This is a genomic window from Actinomyces sp. zg296 (assembly GCF_009829695.1).
In the GTDB taxonomy this organism is placed as follows: Bacteria; Actinomycetota; Actinomycetes; order Actinomycetales; family Actinomycetaceae; genus Actinomyces; species Actinomyces marmotae.
Genome location: NZ_VWPG01000015.1, coordinates 1 through 18,006 on the forward strand (window position 1 = coordinate 1; position 18,006 = coordinate 18,006).

At 71.4% G+C, this 18,006-nt stretch carries 21 protein-coding genes and 1 pseudogene; 11 read left to right on the forward strand and 11 right to left on the reverse strand.

The window, feature by feature from the left end; all coding sequences use genetic code 11:
- From GVV76_RS09675 to GVV76_RS09705, 7 genes are all read right to left on the reverse strand, one after another.
- On the reverse strand, positions 1–322 hold a 322-nt coding region (locus tag GVV76_RS09675), incomplete at its 3' end, for a hypothetical protein (protein WP_201292233.1).
- Complete coding sequence (locus GVV76_RS09680) at positions 319–1,818, reverse strand: ATP/GTP-binding protein (protein WP_236263393.1); 1,500 nt, start codon at positions 1,816–1,818, stop codon at positions 319–321. The genes GVV76_RS09675 and GVV76_RS09680, both read right to left, overlap by 4 nt.
- Positions 1,815–3,335, reverse strand: coding sequence for an SCO6880 family protein (locus GVV76_RS09685; protein WP_159626693.1), 1,521 nt, complete (start codon positions 3,333–3,335; stop codon positions 1,815–1,817). Before GVV76_RS09685 ends, GVV76_RS09680 begins: the two co-directional genes overlap by 4 nt.
- 3 nt (positions 3,336–3,338) lie before the next feature.
- Positions 3,339–4,616 carry a hypothetical protein gene (locus GVV76_RS09690; RefSeq protein WP_159626695.1) on the reverse strand — a complete coding sequence of 426 codons (1,278 nt, stop codon included), beginning with the start codon at positions 4,614–4,616 and terminating at the stop codon, positions 3,339–3,341.
- Positions 4,617–4,736: 120 nt separating this feature from the next.
- On the reverse strand, positions 4,737–5,099 hold the full coding sequence (locus GVV76_RS09695) for a hypothetical protein (protein WP_159524651.1): 363 nt from the start codon (positions 5,097–5,099) through the stop codon (positions 4,737–4,739).
- A 437-nt stretch (positions 5,100–5,536) separates the two neighbouring features.
- A complete protein-coding gene (locus GVV76_RS09700) occupies positions 5,537–5,848 on the reverse strand; it encodes a hypothetical protein (RefSeq protein WP_159524650.1) in 312 nt (103 codons plus the stop codon).
- Entirely contained in the window at positions 5,848–6,456 is a 609-nt protein-coding gene (locus tag GVV76_RS09705) for a DUF6668 family protein (protein ID WP_159626697.1), read from the reverse strand. The genes GVV76_RS09700 and GVV76_RS09705 overlap by 1 nt, the downstream gene beginning before the upstream one ends.
- 145 nt (positions 6,457–6,601) lie before the next feature.
- Between GVV76_RS09705 and GVV76_RS09710 the strand changes: the two genes are divergently transcribed.
- Positions 6,602–7,291, forward strand: coding sequence for a hypothetical protein (locus tag GVV76_RS09710; RefSeq protein ID WP_159626699.1), 690 nt, complete (start codon positions 6,602–6,604; stop codon positions 7,289–7,291).
- Positions 7,292–7,344: 53 nt separating this feature from the next.
- Here GVV76_RS09710 and GVV76_RS09715 read toward each other — a convergent pair whose 3' ends face one another.
- The 4 genes from GVV76_RS09715 to GVV76_RS10720 all read right to left on the reverse strand — a co-directional run bounded on the left by GVV76_RS09715 (position 7,345) and on the right by GVV76_RS10720 (position 11,696).
- Complete coding sequence (locus GVV76_RS09715) at positions 7,345–8,379, reverse strand: hypothetical protein (RefSeq protein WP_159626701.1); 1,035 nt, start codon at positions 8,377–8,379, stop codon at positions 7,345–7,347.
- Positions 8,380–8,555: 176 nt separating this feature from the next.
- The gene (locus GVV76_RS09720) at positions 8,556–8,966 is read right to left on the reverse strand and encodes a hypothetical protein (protein WP_159626703.1); all 411 of its coding nucleotides are present in this window, start codon (positions 8,964–8,966) and stop codon (positions 8,556–8,558) included.
- A gap of 1,162 nt (positions 8,967–10,128) precedes the next feature.
- Positions 10,129–11,280 (reverse strand): hypothetical protein, encoded by a 1,152-nt coding sequence (locus GVV76_RS09725; RefSeq protein ID WP_159626705.1) that lies wholly within the window; start codon positions 11,278–11,280, stop codon positions 10,129–10,131.
- Complete coding sequence (locus tag GVV76_RS10720; RefSeq protein WP_442858373.1) at positions 11,280–11,696, reverse strand: helix-turn-helix domain-containing protein; 417 nt, start codon at positions 11,694–11,696, stop codon at positions 11,280–11,282. Before GVV76_RS10720 ends, GVV76_RS09725 begins: the two co-directional genes overlap by 1 nt.
- On the opposite strand from GVV76_RS10720, the gene GVV76_RS09735 reads away from it, so the two are divergent.
- The 10 genes and pseudogenes from GVV76_RS09735 to GVV76_RS09780 all read left to right on the forward strand — a co-directional run bounded on the left by GVV76_RS09735 (position 11,695) and on the right by GVV76_RS09780 (position 17,955).
- Entirely contained in the window at positions 11,695–12,138 is a 444-nt protein-coding gene (locus tag GVV76_RS09735; RefSeq protein ID WP_159626709.1) for a helix-turn-helix domain-containing protein, read from the forward strand. The genes GVV76_RS10720 and GVV76_RS09735 overlap by 2 nt on opposite strands.
- 187 nt (positions 12,139–12,325) lie before the next feature.
- Positions 12,326–13,117, forward strand: coding sequence for a hypothetical protein (locus tag GVV76_RS09740; protein WP_159626711.1), 792 nt, complete (start codon positions 12,326–12,328; stop codon positions 13,115–13,117).
- Entirely contained in the window at positions 13,114–13,479 is a 366-nt protein-coding gene (locus tag GVV76_RS09745; RefSeq protein ID WP_159626713.1) for a hypothetical protein, read from the forward strand. The genes GVV76_RS09740 and GVV76_RS09745 overlap by 4 nt, the downstream gene beginning before the upstream one ends.
- Positions 13,480–13,482: 3 nt before the next feature.
- Positions 13,483–13,884, forward strand: a pseudogene (locus GVV76_RS09750) (single-stranded DNA-binding protein); the annotation flags it as partial.
- A 44-nt stretch (positions 13,885–13,928) separates the two neighbouring features.
- The gene (locus tag GVV76_RS09755; RefSeq protein WP_159626717.1) at positions 13,929–14,303 is read left to right on the forward strand and encodes a hypothetical protein; all 375 of its coding nucleotides are present in this window, start codon (positions 13,929–13,931) and stop codon (positions 14,301–14,303) included.
- Positions 14,300–14,512, forward strand: coding sequence for a hypothetical protein (locus GVV76_RS09760; RefSeq protein ID WP_159626719.1), 213 nt, complete (start codon positions 14,300–14,302; stop codon positions 14,510–14,512). Before GVV76_RS09755 ends, GVV76_RS09760 begins: the two co-directional genes overlap by 4 nt.
- Positions 14,509–15,288 (forward strand): ParA family protein, encoded by a 780-nt coding sequence (locus GVV76_RS09765; RefSeq protein ID WP_159626721.1) that lies wholly within the window; start codon positions 14,509–14,511, stop codon positions 15,286–15,288. The genes GVV76_RS09760 and GVV76_RS09765 overlap by 4 nt, the downstream gene beginning before the upstream one ends.
- A 259-nt stretch (positions 15,289–15,547) precedes the next feature.
- Positions 15,548–15,754: a hypothetical protein gene (locus tag GVV76_RS09770; RefSeq protein WP_159626723.1), complete on the forward strand. Its 207-nt coding sequence runs from the start codon at positions 15,548–15,550 to the stop codon at positions 15,752–15,754.
- A 172-nt stretch (positions 15,755–15,926) separates the two neighbouring features.
- Positions 15,927–16,781 (forward strand): tyrosine-type recombinase/integrase, encoded by an 855-nt coding sequence (locus tag GVV76_RS09775; protein WP_159626725.1) that lies wholly within the window; start codon positions 15,927–15,929, stop codon positions 16,779–16,781.
- 349 nt (positions 16,782–17,130) lie between these two features.
- Positions 17,131–17,955 carry a helix-turn-helix domain-containing protein gene (locus GVV76_RS09780; protein WP_159626727.1) on the forward strand — a complete coding sequence of 275 codons (825 nt, stop codon included), beginning with the start codon at positions 17,131–17,133 and terminating at the stop codon, positions 17,953–17,955.
- Positions 17,956–18,006 lie beyond the last annotated feature (51 nt).

Consider the following 18,006-nt stretch of genomic DNA (forward strand, 5'->3'; position numbering starts at 1 on the left):
GGTCGCCGCGCGCGCCCCGCCCGGGGCGGCCCCCGGCGCGCCGGCCCATCACCGCGCCCACCAGCGCCCCCGCCGCGGCGATCGCGCCGGCCCAGGCCCACAGCCCCGCCTCGCCGGCCCGGCCAGTCAACAAGGCGATGACCATCGTGATCGGATTGGCGGGCAGGGAAGGGCTCTGCCCCGCGGCCCATGCGCGGGCGCGCTCACCCAGTTGCAGACACACCCAGGCGGGCAACCCCGCCAACAGGGCCCACGCCATGGCCCGGGCCTGGCCGTCCCAGGAGGCGGTGCGATCACTGATGGCGCGTACGAGCCTGATCACCGCACCCTCCCCCGGTTGACGCCCCACCGCCTGGAGGTGTCGGACAGGACCTCCTCATCGGGGGCGAAGCGCACCTGGAAAGCCAGTCCCGGAGCCCCGGAGGTCTTGAGCATCATCTTGCCCAGGCCCGGCAGGGGCCCAGGGGCCTTGGCCCACCGGTCCCACGCGGCCGAGGCGTTCCACGACATCAAGGTGGCAATCTCCTCGTCATTGAAGGCCTTCACCCCGCGCAGGGCATCGATCTCACGGTCGGAGATCGCCCCCAGGTAGAGCATGTTCGCCTTCTCGGCGAAGGTCCTGGCCTGGGCGCGGTCCCGCTCGGAGGCCAGAGCGGTGAAGTCGGTTAGGGAGTGGGTGATCATCATCTGGCCGCACCCCACGGTGCGGTTAAGGCGGGTCAGGGAGTTGATCCTGTCGACCATCCCCGAGGAGGTGCCCAAGATGCGCCACAGCTCGTCCATGACCAAGTTGTAGCTGCGCCGTGCCAGCAGCCCGGCGTCGGCCAGGGACTGCGACAGCGCGATGGTGGCGAACCCGTAGCTCCAGGTCGACAGCAGCACGGCGGCCTGGAGGTCCTTGTTGGCCTGCTCCAGGGCGGAGACGTCGAACACCACCGAGCGGTCGATGCGCATAGGGGTGGTGGTTGGCGCCGAAAAGATCGAGCCCATGCGGCCGCGCAGCAGGGCCATCAGGGCGATTTCCAGGTCTTCTGTGCGCTCCTGGTAGCGGCTCCGCGAGCCGCGGGCCATGGCGACCTCCATCACCGAGGCCGGGGCGTTGCGAATGATGCCCAGCAGGTCGCCCAGGGTGGCCTGGCCCCGGGAGGAGTCGATGTCCATGACTCTCAGGGCCTCGTCGACGACGAGCTCCTCAAGGTTGGTCGGCGCGGAGCCGCGGCTGATCTGGATCAGGGAGAAGAGCATGGTCTTGCGCCGCTCGTGGGCCTGGTACAGGACATCGGCGGCGGCCTGGTCCAAGCCGGCGGCCCGCAGGCGCGCAGCAGCGTCCCCGACGTTGCCGGCGTCCAGGGGGTTGATGCCCTCCCCGTCGCGGCCGATCTCGATGACCTGCCCGCCCAGGGCCCGGACGAGGTCGACGTAGTCGGGCTTGATGTCCCCCAGCACCATCGTGTGGGTCCCCGAGTAGGCGTGGTACGTCATCACCCGGCGCACCAGGGAGGACTTGCCGTAGCCGTTCAGGCCCAGCACCAGCGCCGACGGGGAGGTGATCAGCCCCTGCTTGAACCACGTGATGTGGTCCCCGCACACCATGCCCGACCCTCCGATCATCGCGCCCAGCGGGGCGCCGATCATCGGGGCCTCGGCCGACTGGCTCAACGGCCACAGGCCGCACACCTGCTGGGTCGTCCCCCTCCACAGGCGCACGGGCGGCACACCCGGGCCCTGCCCCGAGCCCCGACCGGTGTAGACAGACTCGCGCCCGGCGGCGCGCTGGCGCCCGCAGGCTCTCTCGACCAGGGCCGATGCCAGGCTCATCGCGCCCACCTGCCCACCAGGCTCTGACGGCTCGGGGAGACCCCCAGGGGCAGGCCCAGGGCGAAGGCGGACTCCTGGGCGCCGTAGGCGGGTCGGACCAGCAGGTGGGAGGAGGCCGCCATGGACTCCACGATCGCGGCGGTGGACTCCAGGGCCCGCGCGGAGTCGGCCTGGGTGGACGTCACCGTCAGCACCGCCCCGAAATCGACCAGCGCAGCGCCGGAGGCTTCCTCCTCGGTGGCCTTCTGCGCCTGGGAAGCCTCCCTCCTCAGGCGCGCCGAGGGCCGCTTGGATGTCGCCAGACGGTTATCGGCTTGGTCGGCGTCGCGCTCAACCACCCCCGGGGCCTTGGACGCCGGCATGGGGCGGTACAGCATCGTGAAACGCTTGCGCTCGACGTCCGGGCTCGGCTCCAGGATCCGCTCCAGGACAGTGTCGCGCACCCGCCCGGCCGGGGCCTGGCTCATCAGCCAGACCTTCGAGGTCGCGGAGTCATGGTGGTAGGCGTCTCTGACGGCCTCATGGGACACCGGCCCGGCCTCGTGCCAGCCCAGGTCCACCGCCAGGCCCTGGGCGGCCGCTTCCTCGAAGAGGATCTCGCTGCGCGGGTCGTAGGCCACGCGCGCCAGACGGATGACCTCCTCGGCGCGCGCCAGGTGGACCGCGCCACCGCCGTGGGCCGCCAGGGTCTGGGTGATCGCCGGGGCCTTGGACGCCAGCTCGCGCACCGCCTGGGCGTGGCGGGCCCGGCGGGTGGAGGCCTGGGAGATCTGCCTGGTGTCGAATGAGACGGTCACCCAGGTGCGCACCTGCACGGCGGACTCGCGCGTGGAGTCCACCACGTCCATCACGATCCGCTCGGCCAGGGGCGTGGAGTCGGCGCTGACGTCGTCGGCCATCTCGCGCCGCAAGCGCCGCCCGGTGTCCGGACTGGTCTCCACCGTCACGGAGGCGTCGGTCACCCCCAACTGGCGTGACAGGCCGGCAAGCCAGGCACCCCACAGGCCCACCAGGGAGTTGATGTGCTCCTGGTGGGTCTGGTTGCGCCCATAGGGGGAGACCTCCATCACCAGGGTCACGCGCCCGTCCTGGTGACTGACCAGGGCGAAGGGCCGCTCCAGGGCGTCGGTGTGCTCGGTCAGCCCGGCCGAGGCGAGGATGCCGGGCAGGCGGAAGGCCCGCCCCAGGCGCCCGTCGACCCCCAGTGGGCCGGATCGGTAGACGTTGGCGCCCCTGCGGCGCGCCCTCCTGAACGCGCTCATCTCGCGCCTCCTGTCGTAGAAGTTCGTGCCGTGCTGATCCCTGATCAGGGACACCGCGCCGAGTGCGGCGCACAGCGCCACCATGAAGAATGCCCACACAAGGCCCGCGGCCATCTCGATGATGACCGCGCCGGCGCCCACGGCGAACACGGCGGCAGTCTGGGCCGTCGACAGGCGCCCGATGCCGAAGCTCTTGGGGACGCGCCACCCCGAGTAGTAGCGCACGACCTGCTCCTGCTGGCTCGTCGAACTCATGGGTCACCGCCTCCCCTGCCCGGAGACATCGACGGCCCCATTGGCCGCCGCCCCCTGGTCGGTCGTCGAGTGAGCCACGCCCTGAGCGCCCCTGACGCCTGCGGAGGCGGCCTTGACCCCCACCACGGCCGCCACGCCCACGGGCCCGGCTGCAGCGCCGGCACCCGCTGCGGCTCCTCCACCGGCCGCCCCGGAACCCGCTGCGGCTCCTCCACCGGCCGCCCCGGAACCCGCTGCGGCTCCTCCACCGGCCGCCCCGGAACCGGCCGCCGGCGGTGTGGGTGCCGGGGCCTGGGAGGGCCGTCCGGCCACCGGGGCGGAGTCCACCGCGCCATCGGCACCAGCACTACCGGCCCCGCCGCTACGCCCGGCGGGCCCGGTAGCGCCGCGGGCCCACGCGCCCATCTGCCTGGTCGCCACGGCCCCATTGGCCACCAGGGCCGCGGCGCCGGCCGCCCCGGAACCGCCGCCGCCACCGCCCACGCCGGCCGCCACCGGGGTCAGGAAGCCCACCAGCGACGGCAGGGCCAGGGCCGCCAGGATCATCATGATGACGCCCAGGATGAACTGGGTGAACTCGTCATCACTGCCGGTGCCCGCCACCAGGCGGATCGCGATGGCGTAAATGGTGGCGGCCACCGGCTTGAACGCCAGGAAGGCGATCAGCCAGCTGACGAACTTGTTGAGCCACTGCCTGCCCCAGTTGGTCATGGCGGCCGAGGCGACCACCGGCAGGAAGGCCACCAGCAGCACCAGCATCGCCGAGCGCCCGTAGATCATCATGGTCTGCACCAGGTTGGCCAGCAGGCCCAGCAGCCCGGCGACCAGGATCACCATGATCCCCGTCCCGCCGGCCGTCACGGTGCTGGCGTCCAGGATCTTGGAGGCGAACGTGGCGGCATCGGCCTCGGACCCGACGGCCTCAGAGACGATCCACTTGGAGTACCCGTCGCACACCTCGACGGCCAGATTGACGAACACCGCGCCGGCCCCCGAGATGATCACCATCTTGAGCCAGCCGGCCACGAGCTCGCGCACCGTGCTGAAGTCTGGCGACCACATCATCTTGATCCCCATGGTGATCAGGCAGCCGGTGAAGATCGCGATCTGGAGCCACACCAGGCGCGGGCCGATGAAGTCGACGATCGTCTGCCCGCCGCCCATCGACGCCGACCCGGCCGGCTTCAGGTTCGGGGTGGACACGTTCACCCACATGGTGCCCACACTCGTCAGCGTCTTGCCGATCGCGGTGAGCACCTCCTGGGCGGCGTGGACCAGCACATTCTCCGTTGCTTTTGTCGCCGCTTCGCCAGCCTTGCACGTCAGCTCCCAGAAATGGCACGACATGATCCCCGGTCCCCTCTCATTGTCATCGCTCGCCGATCCCCGCCCGGGGCGCGCTCACTGCCATGGGCTCATGCCTGCGGCCTCCAGGGAGGTGATGGCTTCCTCGCCCCAGGCCTCGTTGTTGGGCACCCGCACCCTCCAGTCGCCCTCGGACCAGACCATGGTCAGCGGCCAGGACACCAGGCGGGAGTCGCCCGCTTGGACGACGGCCAGGGTGACCACGACCTCGTCGGGCGAGCGCAGAGTCGCCTTGTAGCCCCTGATCTGCAGGGGCGCGCCGATCTCGCCTCCCCACGTCTGGGAGATCTTGGCGGCCAGGCGGTTCCTGTCGGGGCCGGCCTCCATGCGGTCGTGAACCATGTCGAGCAGCTGCTGCTTGGAGGAGAACCAGGTCATGAAGCCGCCCGCGCTCAGCACCGCCCCCCTGGGGGAGTGCGCGTAGCACGAAGACACCCCCAGCGGGGAGGTCGCGCCCGGCCCGACCCCGTCCAAGAACGGGACCTTCAACCCCCTGCCCGCAGTGGTCGTCCTCGCGCCCAAGGCGCCAGTGGGCACCGACAGATCGCCCGGCACCAACCCACAAACCGACTCCGCCCCGGCGCTCGCCGATGGCGCGGCCACCTCCCCACCGACGGGAGCTAGTGGCTCCTGGTTCGCCTGACTGGTTGCGGGAGGTTCCTGGGTGGCGCCCGTCCCACTGGGATCACCGCCCGATCCGGTCAGGGCCACCCAGGTTCCTCCCGCGACCGCTAGGGCCAGAACGGCCGCCGCTCCGGCGAATCTCTTGGTATGCGTCCCGGCCCAGCGTCCATCGGTGTTCCTGGTCTCATCCACTGCTTCCATGTCCGATCCCATCAGAACTTAGCCAGGGCGCTGGCGGCGCCCACGACCGCGGCGCCGACGAAGACGTAGATCAGAATTTCGGCAGCCCGCTGAAGGCCGTCACCGCCCCGGCCCATGCCCAGGAACATGATCGAGATCCCGCCGATGATGAACGCGGCCACTGCCACCGACCCGGCGATCCACATCAAATAGCCCAGGATCAAGTCGACTTTCGCGCCGACTCCCGGCGGAGTGCTGACAACGGGGTCCATCGGGGCCAAGCCAGCCTGGATCTCGCCGGCGCGGGCCAGGAGGTACCCGCCCGTGGCGTTGAGAATGCTCATCAGTTGTTCTCCGTTCGGTTCTTCTCGTGCTCCGTGAGCGGCGCCAGGGCGCGCGCTACGGCCTTGGGCACGGGGCCGGTTCCCGGCCCGCCCGCCCGCCAGGCGCCCACCCAGGGCACCCGGAAGCTCTCAGGGAAGGCCCCCGTCACCAGCGACAGCCTCGACCGCAGCGCCCTGGGCAGGCGCCCGGGGGCGTCGGCCATCCACGCCACGCCCACCAGGTCCGCGTCGATGTCGCCGCGGGCCCACTGCATGGCCGCCCGCTGGGCGGCCTCGATGCCGCGCACGCTGGTGCGCGCCGCGATCAGGACCCGGGCCCGCCCCCCGCCGAGGAGGGGCCAGGCCCCTCCTCCATCGACGGCGCCCAGGAGCGCAGCCAGGGTCGAGGCCCCGGCGCCGCCGTGTGCGCCGACCACTACCAGGTGCCCGTCCCCCGCCCCGGCTGGCGCGGGGGCGCACGGCAGGCCGGGGGCCTCGGGCACCTCGGCGCCCGGCGCCCACACCGCCAGCGGCCGGGACTCCGGCCTGCGGCGGCGCTCCCGTCCGGCGGCTGGGCCGGGCGCGGATCGGGGCAGGTACGGGTTGATCGCGCTCACGGGCTGCGCCACAGACGACCTCCTCGACTCGATTCCTGCCCGAGCCGTGCCCGGTGTGAGCACGCCAGCCCCCCACCTGCCCCGATCCGCGCCCGGGGCCGGTAGCCTGCACCCATAGGACCGATCAGCGACCACTGGAACAAGGGGAGGAGCGCCCATGGCAGCGCGCGCCCAGATCGACCACGAGTGGATGGCCAGGGGCGCCACTCCTCCCGACAACCCCCCGGTCGTCGGCCTGGAGGCCACCAGCCGGGCCCAGGCCCCCCAGGCGCTGCGCCGTCTGCGCACCGAGACCCCCCGCAGCGAGTTCGCCATGATCATGGCCTCCCCCGCCTGGCGCATTCCGGAGGGCGCCGAGGTCTACTGCTACCGCCTGCACGCCCAGGTCATCACCGACGAAGCCCCCGTGGGCCCGACCACCGACCTCGACGCCCTCGATGCCGCCCAGGCCGCCCAGGCCATCGCCGCGCTGAGCGACCCCGGCCTCATCATCATCGGCGACCACCCCGGCACCCGGCCCGCCGCCATCGAGCTCGACATGTGTCTGGCGCGCCCCCAGTGGTGCTCGCGCCCAGCCGGGGTGGGCCCCGACGGGCCCACCGACCGCCTCATCCCTCTCGCCGCCCCCTGGATCGCCACCTACCAGGAGGCCCTCGACTACTACATCGACGAACTCGCCATCCCCATGGGCGAGCCCCGGTGGGAGGACGACGAGGAGCCGGACATCACCATCTGGCGCTGCCTGGCAGCCCAGGCCCGCACCGCGCTGATCGACGAGGACGCCCACATCGACCCCGCCGACCTAGCCCGCGCCCTTGCCCGCGAGATCACTGCCATCACCACCTGACCAGGCGCTATTGGTCCCACCGCGCCACCAACCATAATGTGAACCGCGACACATCATGTGGTGAGAGCGGGGACGCCACTATCCCGCACCAGGTCCGCGACCTCTTGGGCTCTCTCGCGCAACTGGTCGGGGCCCAGGCCCAGCACGGGGGCCTTCGTGCCGCGCCGCGACCCCTTGACCAGGGTCATCATCCTGCGCGCGGCCGCCGGGGAGTAGCCCAGATCGGCCAGGCGCGGGTCCTGGGCCGCGCTGGTGTGCGCGCGCGAGGACGCCGACATGGCCAACTCGGCGACCCGCCGCATGCCCGCCCATGCCAGCGTCTCATCGACCCCGGCAACCACCAGGGCCTCCACCGCCCCGCCCAGCACAGGCCCGATCTCCCCGATTCCCACCAGCGGCGCGTCGCACTCACCCGGCAGGGGATCGGACACGATCGGCATCATCGACGGGTCGAACGACTCCTCCGGGGACGCGGCGTCGCGCCACCGGGACACCTGGTTCTTCGTCGAGGCCGTCCAGTACCCCCAGGGACTGGCCGCCGAGGCGATCGCCTCCTCCGACATGCGCAGCACCTGCCAGGCCCACCCCATCGTGTCCAGGCGCGACTCCTCGCGCCCCAGAGCCGAGAACACCACGCCTCGCTTGACCGCCTGGGCCAGCTGGCGGCCCGTGGCCGCATCCAGGGAGCGGGCCACCACGCCCGTGGCAGGTCCCTCCCACCCCTCGGCCGAGGCTGTCAGGATCGCCGACCGCAGCCCCTCGTCGTCGTCCGTGCCCACGTACGGGCCCCTGGAGCAGAAGTCCGGCAACTCGCGCGCCACCCAGGCCTCCTCGACCTCAGGAACCACCCGCGCCGCGTGCAGCGTGATCAGTGACGCCCCGCGAGAGAGCCTGCCCGATCCCCGCCAATCCCCCGCCGCCGGGGCCGGCCGGTAGCGCCGACGCCGGGCCAGCGCCCCACCAGCCTCCAGGCCCGCCAGAGCCCGCATCACCGACGATCGCGACGCCCCGGTGACCCCCACCATCCACGACGTCGAGCAGATCAGCTCACCGCGCCAATCCGCCAGGCCCGCCAGGCAGCTCACCACGGCCCGCTCCGTGGCGAACAGCCCGCCCAAGCGAGAGGCCCACACCCGCCATGGCACGGCCCCATGACCAACTACCGGCGGCATCACGATTCGATCGCACGCGCTCACGCTCACAAGAACCACTTCTTCCTCAAGGAATCACAGGGAAAACAACGGGACTGCGAAAGGGGTCCGACTCACGGCGACGCCCCGGCTCCGGCGGCGCGCTGGGCGCCCAGGAGCCGGTGGGCCTCCTGGGCCACCTCCAGGCGGCTCGCTCCCGCGCCCAGCGCGGCCCTGGCGCGCTCCAGGGCCGCCGCGAAGCGTGGGTCGGCCTGCCGCTGTGGGCTCTGGGCTAGGGCGTCGGCTCGCCGCTGGGATGCCTCCCGGCGGGCGTCCTGAGCCGAGGCCACCAGCGACGAGGGCGCCATGGCCGGGTCGACGTTGGTGCGCAGGCGGGCCGCCACCAGCGATGACATCCGGCCGATCCGGCCGGGGCGCGACGAGCCGATCGCGGTCCTGATCTCGGCTGGCCTCCAGCCCGCTTCCACGCGCTCGGCCAGCAGCCCGGCCACTGCCTGAGCCCCGGCCGGGTCCATCGCCAGCATCCACTCCGGCAGGCAATCCGCCAGCAGGCCCCGCACCCGACCGTCCGACCCCTGAGGCTCTGAGAGCCGATCTGAGCGCCTTCCATGACCTGAACCGCCCGGAACTACATCCGTGGCATTCCGATCGCTCCTAGGGGCCTTGGAGGCGCTCCTGGGGGTGTTCCCGGTCCCGTGGCCGGCGCTCCAGTCGTGCCCCGAGGCCCCATGAGCGGCCTTCCGGCCCCGTCGGCGCCCGCCGCGGGGCGCGGGACCCTCCCGGCCCTCCCGGGCGCCCGCGCCGTCGCCGCCGGCCCCGTCGGCGCTGTCGCTGTCGACGATGCCCGGTGCTCCCGGGGCCGTGGGCGGCGGCGCCCCGGCGCCCCGCCCCGGGGCCCCAGGAGCGTCAGAGCCCCCGGAGTCGACCGGAGCCGACCCGACCGACGGCGACGGCGCGGGCGCGCCGGCCTCGCGCGCCGGTCCGGTTTGGATTGAAGAACCCTCTTCCGAACGTAGTGAGGAAGAGGTTTTGGTATCCCGTAGGGATAGCGCCTTACTCGACCGTGCCACGGTGGAGTGCGGCGCGGTGCGACCTGCGGAAACGACCTGTTTTCCCAGGTCGCACCGTGCGGCACCTGTTGCCGCACGGTGAGCATCATCAGACGAGTTGTCCACAAGGGGGTTATCCACAGGGCTCTCACCGTCGTAAAAGCCCTGGTCGCACCGTGCGGCACCTGTTGCCGCACGGTGCGACCTGCGGTTTTGTGGACCCTTGTCAGGCCGATCGACGACCGCCGCGCCCGCGGGCAGGACCACCTCGGCCAGGGCCTCCTCGACACTGATCGGCACATCGGAGAACACCACCGCGGTGCGCAGCAGGCCCCCGGCGCGGCGCACCGTGAACTGATGGCGGTAGCCGGCCGCGGCTAACTCGCGCATTGCCGCCCGTACTGCCTTCTCGCCCATGCCGCGCCCCATGAACGCCCGATACCCCATGTCGGCGCCCGGCGGCGTGGCCAGAGCGCGCGCCAGGATGCCCAGCGCCCCATAAGAGATCGCCTCGTCCCACACCGTCTCATTGCGCAGCGCCGTCGCGCCCCTGCGGACAACGAAGTACTCACTGGCCTGCTCACTCACAGTGCCACCCCCATAGATTCCCAAGAACGACCGGGCACCGCCGCGCGCCTCATGACGCCCAGTCCCACACGACCACCGGCGCGCCCGTGCCCGTGTCAAGGCCATAAGAAGCGGCCAGCGCCGCCGCGGGCTCCCCGACCCGCAGTCCCCGCCGGCCCACCAGGCCGACCAGGGCATCAACCTGCTCCTCGCTGGCCCCGGTCACGCCCCAGGCGTCCACCGCGCCGACCAGCCCCCGACCCCACGGCTCGCCGGGCACCAAATCCATGCAGATCCTCGGCTCCAACCCCCACGAGCCCGCCAAGCGCCAGGCCTCCTCCAGTTCCTCACTGGAGGCCACCGCCCCGGGCTGGAAGTAATCGGCCACCACCCGCATACCCCCGTGCTCGCGGCCCAGAGCGAACCAATCCAGGCCCGAGCTCAGCGACCCCACGCACGGGAACGGGATCATGAAATCCGTGGGGCGCCACCGACCCACCAGCGGCTCCATCCACGCCGGAGCGCACGCGCACCCGCGCTCCGGATCCTCCTCAAGCGCGGCCCACACCCGCGCCCACTGCTCCCAGGACTCCACCGGCCAACGCGACAGGTAATCCCCATCCAGACCGAACTCATCGACCAACGGCCTCAAGAACCGCTCGACCTCCGGACTCACCGGACGGCCATCGACCTCCGGCCACCATCCGTCCCCCACGGGATCCCCGTCGGGGCGATCGCCGTCAACGACGACCCGCAGCACTTCAGGCCGCACGAGCTCCACCGGCTCACCACTGGCGGCGTCCAGGAACTCCACACTCAGGCTCGACAGGCGCGACTCCTCCCACACCTGGTCCCAGCAGCGCTCCAGCAGCCCCTCGAAAACCTCCCGGCCGACCCGGCGCGCCGCGACCGTGCCGGGCTGGCCCGTCGGCTCGGCCACCAGATGACCCACCACCTCGAAACCACCCAGCCCCTCCTCGGGCCAGAAGCGGATCCCCTGCCCGCGATCGAACGACACCCGCAAGCACCGATCCATCTCATCGGCCCCCACCGGGTACACCCCACCAACGGCCTCGAAAACCTGATCGAAACGGATCAGCAGCCCCAGGCCGGACACCTCCCAGCCCGTCACCGCATCTACCACGCCGACCCAGGCACCCTCACCGCTGCCACGGGCCTGCCCCAGCCACAACCATCGGTCGAAGCACGCCACCACGCGCATCAGCCCTCACCCCCAGCAGGGGGTGACACCGACGGCGGAGTCGGAGCCCCCGGCCACGACAACATCGCCTGACCAGGAGGAACGTCCGCCGTCGACGCGGCAGACCCCGCCGACGGAACCGACAACACCTGCTCATCGAGTGCCTCGCGCAAACGGTCGAGTTCAGATCGGTGGATCCTGTAACGGTGATTGAGCGGGTTCTTCTTTGCGGCCACTCGCCCCAGGCGGATCAGACGCCGGAGTGCGTCGACGCTGACACCAGGCAGAAACTGAGCAGCCTCGGCTGGCGTGAACCACTCCTGGCCGGCAGGTCCAGGCATCATATGACTAGTCATGTCATGCATCATACGAAGCGAATCTAGTCGGCACAACCCGTTCATTGCATGAAATGAATGAACTAGGTATGCTTGCGCCATGAGACGACTTCAGGAGCGGCCCGCATTAGAAGGGATGACCTTCGGGGAGGCCCTTGGTATGACCGTGAACCAGCACTTGTTCGCGTCCCGTATGACCCGCACGGAGTTGGGGCGGCGCCTCGGGATCACGCAGTCCGTCATGAGTAGGAAGGTGCTTGGACGCACTACCTGGACGGCTGAGGAGTTGGCTGAACTCGCTCAGATTTTTGGCGTCGGCATTGAGGACCTCGTGCCGGCTCGAACGGATGACGGCTGGGAGCCGGCGGCCTATGTGGCCGGGCCGGGCGCGCGCGCCGGGGGCGCGGCGGCGGTACCCCCTGTGGGGCTCGAACCCACGACCTTCGGATTAAAAGTTCGCGAGTTCGAGACCGGGCAAGTGGTCGACCTCACAGCCTGGCGAGCCTGCCGGCGTGTCGCCGCGCCCGCCGCCCAGGGGGCGTGAGCCATGAGGGACGACGCCGGCCTGATCGATCGCGCTAGCAGGACTAGCGGGACTACTGACACTAGCGGGACTAGTCATGCCAGCAGCACTAGCGACTCTAGCGGCGCTCACCAGGGGCGTCAGATGAGCATCTACGACTACCTGCCCACCCCCACCACCCGACAAAGCGCCTGAAAAGAGGAGCACCATGACAGTCAAGGACAAGCGGCGCAGGGACGAGGAGTTGGCGCGCCGACTCCTGGCGATCGCCGCCGACCCCGGGGCCTCGAGCGCCGAGAGAGACCAGGCCCAGGCGCGTGCCTCCATGATCATGGCTCGCCTGATGATCGACGAACTCGACCTCGACCAGCCTGACGCCGAGCAGATCACCACCCGCGACATGATCATCACAGGAGGGCCCACCACCGCCTCGCGCGCCCTGGCCGACGCCCTGCACAGGATCGCCTGCGCGGCCGGCGCCGCTACCTATTACCGCGACAACCGCCGCCAGACCCGCCAGCAGGGGCCCGGGCCCCACATCGTGCTCTGCGTCGTGGGATACCCCTCCGATCTGGATCGGCTCATGCCACTCCTGTCAGCCGCTCAGGCCCACGCAGCTGTGGGCTGGGACGCCTGGAGACGCGCCAACCCCCGCAGTGTCAAGCCCATGAAGCCCGCGACCCGCCGCGCAACCCGCGACGGCTACACCCTGGGATGGGGAGACGCCATCGCCGAGCGGGTGCGCGCTGCCAGGGCCGGCGCCATCCAGGTCCGCGACCAGGACGCCACCACCAACTCGACCGCCCTGGTAGTGCGCAGCAGGGAGCAGCGCATCACCGACTACCTCAGCACCCTGCGCCTCACGACGGGCACCGCCAGCGCCGTGGATTACCGCGCCTACCACGACGGCGCCCGCGATGCCCAGGCCTCAGGTCTCGGCGCCAATGAGAAAGGTATTAGGGGCCACCACCACCTCCTGGAAGGAACAACCACATCATGAACCACGGCCCGGATATCGAAGCCATTCAGCGCCGGCTCACCACTGTCACGCGGGCGCTGCCCCTGCCATGGACCTACCACCATCGCCAGCCCCGGATGAGTGGCCCAGACTGGGAGCTCTACGCCGCCGGTCAAAGGCCGGGCATCCGCGCGGGCGTCATCGAGTACCGGCACGGTAGCGGCCTCGACGACTTCATCACGCACGCCCCCACCGACATCCTGGCTCTGCTCGACGCCCTCACCGATACCTCCGGCTTCAACGACGGCACAACATACGGCTACCGCCCCCGAAGCGCTGGCCCCAGCATGCCGCATGACCCCATCGAGACCAACGACCGCCTCACAGCGGAGAAAGGAAACTGAACCATGACCGGCGACACCGTCATCACGATCATCGGGAACCTCACCGCGGACCCGGAGATGCGCTACACGGCCTCGGGCGCGGCCGTCGCGTCCTTCACGATCGCGTCCACACCGCGCACCTTCAACCGCCAGACCAACGAGTGGCAGGACGGCCAGACGCTGTTCATGCGCTGCCAGGTCTGGCGCGACGCCGCCCAGAACGTCGCGGAGTCCCTGACCAAGGGCATGCGCGTTATCGCTCAGGGCCGCCTCCAGCAGCGCTCCTACACGGACCGCGAGGGCGCCCAGCGCACAGTCGTGGAGATGCAGGTCGATGAGATCGGCCCCTCCCTGCGCTACAGCACCGCCCAGATCACCAGCCGGCGCGCCAGCGGGCCGGGCTCTCAGAGCCCCCAGGGCCCCGGCGTTCCCTGGGAACCCCAGGCTCCGACAGGACCCGACTACGACGGATGGGAGCAGCAGTGAACGAGCAGTCCGGCGCAGTCGCGCGCGTGCGCGGCCTGTGCCAGCAGATCGCCTACCGCACCCCCGGAGACCACTCCACCTGGGACGCCTACCACGAGGGGCAGCACGACCTGGCAGCAGCCATCGAGGACACCCTCGACCGCGCCCCAGCGGCGCGCACCACTAGCGTTCTCGGCTTCGCCGAGAGCCTGCTGCTCATGGAGGCCCTCGACCGCGTCGTCGACGAACTGCGCGACCAGGTCGCCGCTGGCGACACTAGCGCCCAGGATGACCTGGAGCGCGCCGACGCCCTCAGCGCGATGCTGACCCGGGCCGCCAGTATCGAGCTCACACTGCCAACCGCGCCGGCGGCGGCATGAGCCTCTACGACGACGTCCTGGGAACCGGCCTCGGCGGGCGCCTGCCCGCCGAGGCCGGCCAGAGCATCCTCAACGACGCCGACGCCGCCACCGCCTACGAGCAGCTCCGATGGCTGCGCGCCGCCACCATCGTCACCCCATCAGGGCGCCTCATCCCCCGCGCCACCATCACCACCCACATCCCCGACCACGAGGAGACCACCTCATGACGACACACATCATCGCCATCGCCAACCAGAAGGGCGGGGTCGGCAAGACCGCCACCACCCTGGCCCTGGCCCACCACCTGGCCCAGGACGGGCGCGTCCTGGTCATCGACACCGACCCCCAGGGAAACGCCACCGACATCCTCGACGCCCCCATCACCCCCGAGACCATCACCCTGCACGACGTGCTGACCGCCGTCATGGGCCGCTCCGCGGGCGCTGGCGCGATCGCCTCGGCCATCACGCCCGCGGGCCCGGCCTGGGCCGGCATCGACGTCGTGCCCGGCACCCGGTCCCTGGCCGGCCTGGAAGCCGACACCTCCATCGGCCGCGAGGCCGCCCTGCGCACCGCCCTGGACGGCGCCACCGACGACTACGACACCGTCATGATCGATTGCCCACCCGCCCTCGGAGTCCTCACCGTCGGGGCCCTCACAGCCGCCGACGCCGTCCTGGCCATCACCGAGGCCAGGGCCTCATCCGTGGCCGGCCTGGCCGAGCTCATGGACACCATCACCCTCATCCGCGACCACTACAACCCCCGCCTCACCCTGGCCGGCATCACCATCAACCGCTACCGCCCCGACCGCCAGGACACCGCCGCATGGCACCAGGTCCTGACCCAGGACTACCCCGGCCTGATCCTCGGCGAGCTTCCCGAGCGCGACATCGTCGCCAAAGCGGCCACCAACCGCATCCCCGTGCCCACCACCGAACGCGCCGGGCGCGACTACGCCCACGCCATCAGCGACCTCGCCAGCGCCCTGACCCACCACTGATAGGAGCCCGTCCGTGAAGCCCGCCCCACGCCCCCGCAAAACCCCAGTCGTGCCCAAGGCCACAGGCCCCGATCCCGCCCTCATCGGCGCTAGCAGCACCAGCGGTTCTAGCCCTGCTAGCGCCACTAGTAGTCCTAGCCCTGCTAGTACCACTAGTAGTCCTAGTGATGCTAGTGCCACTAGTGACACTGATAGCGCTAGTGACACCGGTAGGAGCGCCCGGGCCGCCACGCGTCCCAGGGGTCAACTGGCGATCTGGATGGACGCCGACGCCCTCGGACGAGCCCGCACCGCATGGCGCGCGCAGAACGCGGCCGACCTCGACCGGCCCTACCAGACCTTCGGCCAGTGGATCGCCGCCATCATCGAGCGGGCCGTCACCGACGCCGAGGGGCGCCTCAACAACGGCGAGCCGTTCGACCCGACCCCTCCCGGCCAGATCGGCCACTCCAACCCCCACCGCTGACCGGCTCAACCCCGGGGGCCGGGCGCTCGATAGCGGCGCCCGGCCCCAGACACCCCTACCAGCGCCGCTAGTCCTACTAGCGACGCTAGTAATACCAGCTGCACTAGCCGCGCTAGCGACACTAGTGTCGCTAGCGCCATGATGACGCCGGAGCTGGGTAGGGAGACCGGCCATGGACATAACACCCAGCCCCCACCGTCATCAGTCCGAGCCCGCCGACCAGGCGCCCGACGCCGTCGACGACTGGCTGATCGCCATGCGCGCCCAGGGCTTGGCCGCCCGCACCACCACCGAGCGCGCCAGAGTGATCCGCCAGGCCGCGCGCGCCGCCGGAGCCCGCCCCGACGAACTCGACCCGATCAGCATCCAGCGCTTTCTCGCCCGGGCCGCCGCCCCGGGCACTCGCTACGCCTACTACTCCGTCCTGCGCGCCTGGCACCGCTGGCTCACCCGCACCGGCCGCCGCGCCGACGACCCCACCGCGGTCATCGACCCTCCCCGCATGCCCGCCGGCCGCCCACGCCCCCTCACCCGGGACCAGCTCGACCGCGTCCTCACCCTCGACCTACGCCCCGACACTCGCGCCAAGATCCTTCTAGCCGCCTACGCCGGCCTGCGTGCCCACGAGATCGCCAAGATCCGCGGCCAGGACATCGACACCCGCGCCGCCACACTCACCGTGACCGGCAAGGGAGGTCGCACCGACACCCTGCCCCTGCACCCCCGCATCACAGCGGAGGCCCAGCGCCGGCCGGGGCAGGGGTACTGGTTCCCCTCACCGACCCGCCCAGGCCGACCCATCACCGGCAAATCCGTCAGCCAGGCGATCAGCGCCGCTCTCCGACGAGCCGGCATCGACGCCACCGCCCACCAACTGCGCCACGCCTACGCCACCGAGCTCCTGGCTGCCGGCGCCGACAGCCGCATCGTCCAGACCCTCATGCGCCACTCCTCACTGACCACCACCGCCCGCTACCTCGGCGTCAGCACTGACCAGCAGCGCGCCGCCATCACCGCTCTCCACTAAACTCCGCCCGGTCCGGCGCGAGCGCGCCGCGCACCCACCGGACCAGGCACAGCACCACTAGCGCGACTAGCAGTACTAGTCGCGCTAGTGCGCATAGGGTCGACGACGAGCTCGACGCCCTGGCTACCGCCGGCGCACTGCGCCCCATCGATCTAGTCGGCGGCGGCGACATCGCCGACGAGGATGAGCTCCGAGCGATCATGGGCGAGCGCCCCAACCTCGACTCCCACCGAGGAACTTGAGGCCGATTGAGATGCTATTATCTCAATGGGGGCGGGGTGTCGACGGTGTCGCGCCTCGCTGTGAGGGCCCCGCCGCGGACCAGACCGATGGGAGACACATGATGACCATGACAACGCCCCAGGGCGATCGCCCCGAGGCCGGGCGCGAGGGGCGCCGAGCGCATGACCCGGCGCCGGGGGGTCCTGAGCGGGACCCCCATGACCCGATGGCCGCCCTTAAAGCCGCGCAGGCCGCAGCCGGCGCCCCGGTGCCCGGATGCGTGGCCGGCCTGTACGAGCGGGTCTGGGACGCGGTGGTCGGCTCGGTGCCCGAGGGTGTCGACGAGCGCTGGCCCGTGGCCACGGACAGCACCGACGCGATGGTGCTGTCCGGCCCCGAGAACGCCAGCCTGGCCATTACCCCGCGCATGGACGCCCACGGCGCCTTGACCGGGGCGGCCTGGAGGGGGCGGGGCGCGGACGGCGCGTCCATCCTGGGGCACGGCGGCCCGGACGCGGCCGTGGCCACGGCCGCGGCGTGGGCCGCCGGCCTGGACCGGGTCCCGGCCATCACCGGCCCCGAGCTGGCCGCGCGGCGCGCGGCCACCGGCGCCTCCCAGGCCGACCTGGCCCGCCTCATGGGGGTCGGCCAGGGCGTGGTCTCCCAGTGGGAGACCGGGGCCCGGGCGCCTCGCGACCCTGGCGCCGTCGCGGCCGCCGTCGAGGCCCTGGAGGCCCTGGCCGACGACCTCTACCAGCGGGCCCTGGCCGACGGGACCGCCACCGGGCGCCTGCCCGTGTGGGACACCATCGGCGCCTGGCACGCCGCCCGCCCCGACGAGGCCGGTCGCGGGGCCTCCCCGGCCATGGCCCGCGTGGCCGCGGCCCGCGCCTGGCACGCCCTGCGCGCCCAAGGCAAAGTGGTGCGCATCACCGCCGGCGGAGGGGCTTGACACCACACCCCCCGATGAGATAATATTATCTCATCGGGGGCGGAGAGGCCG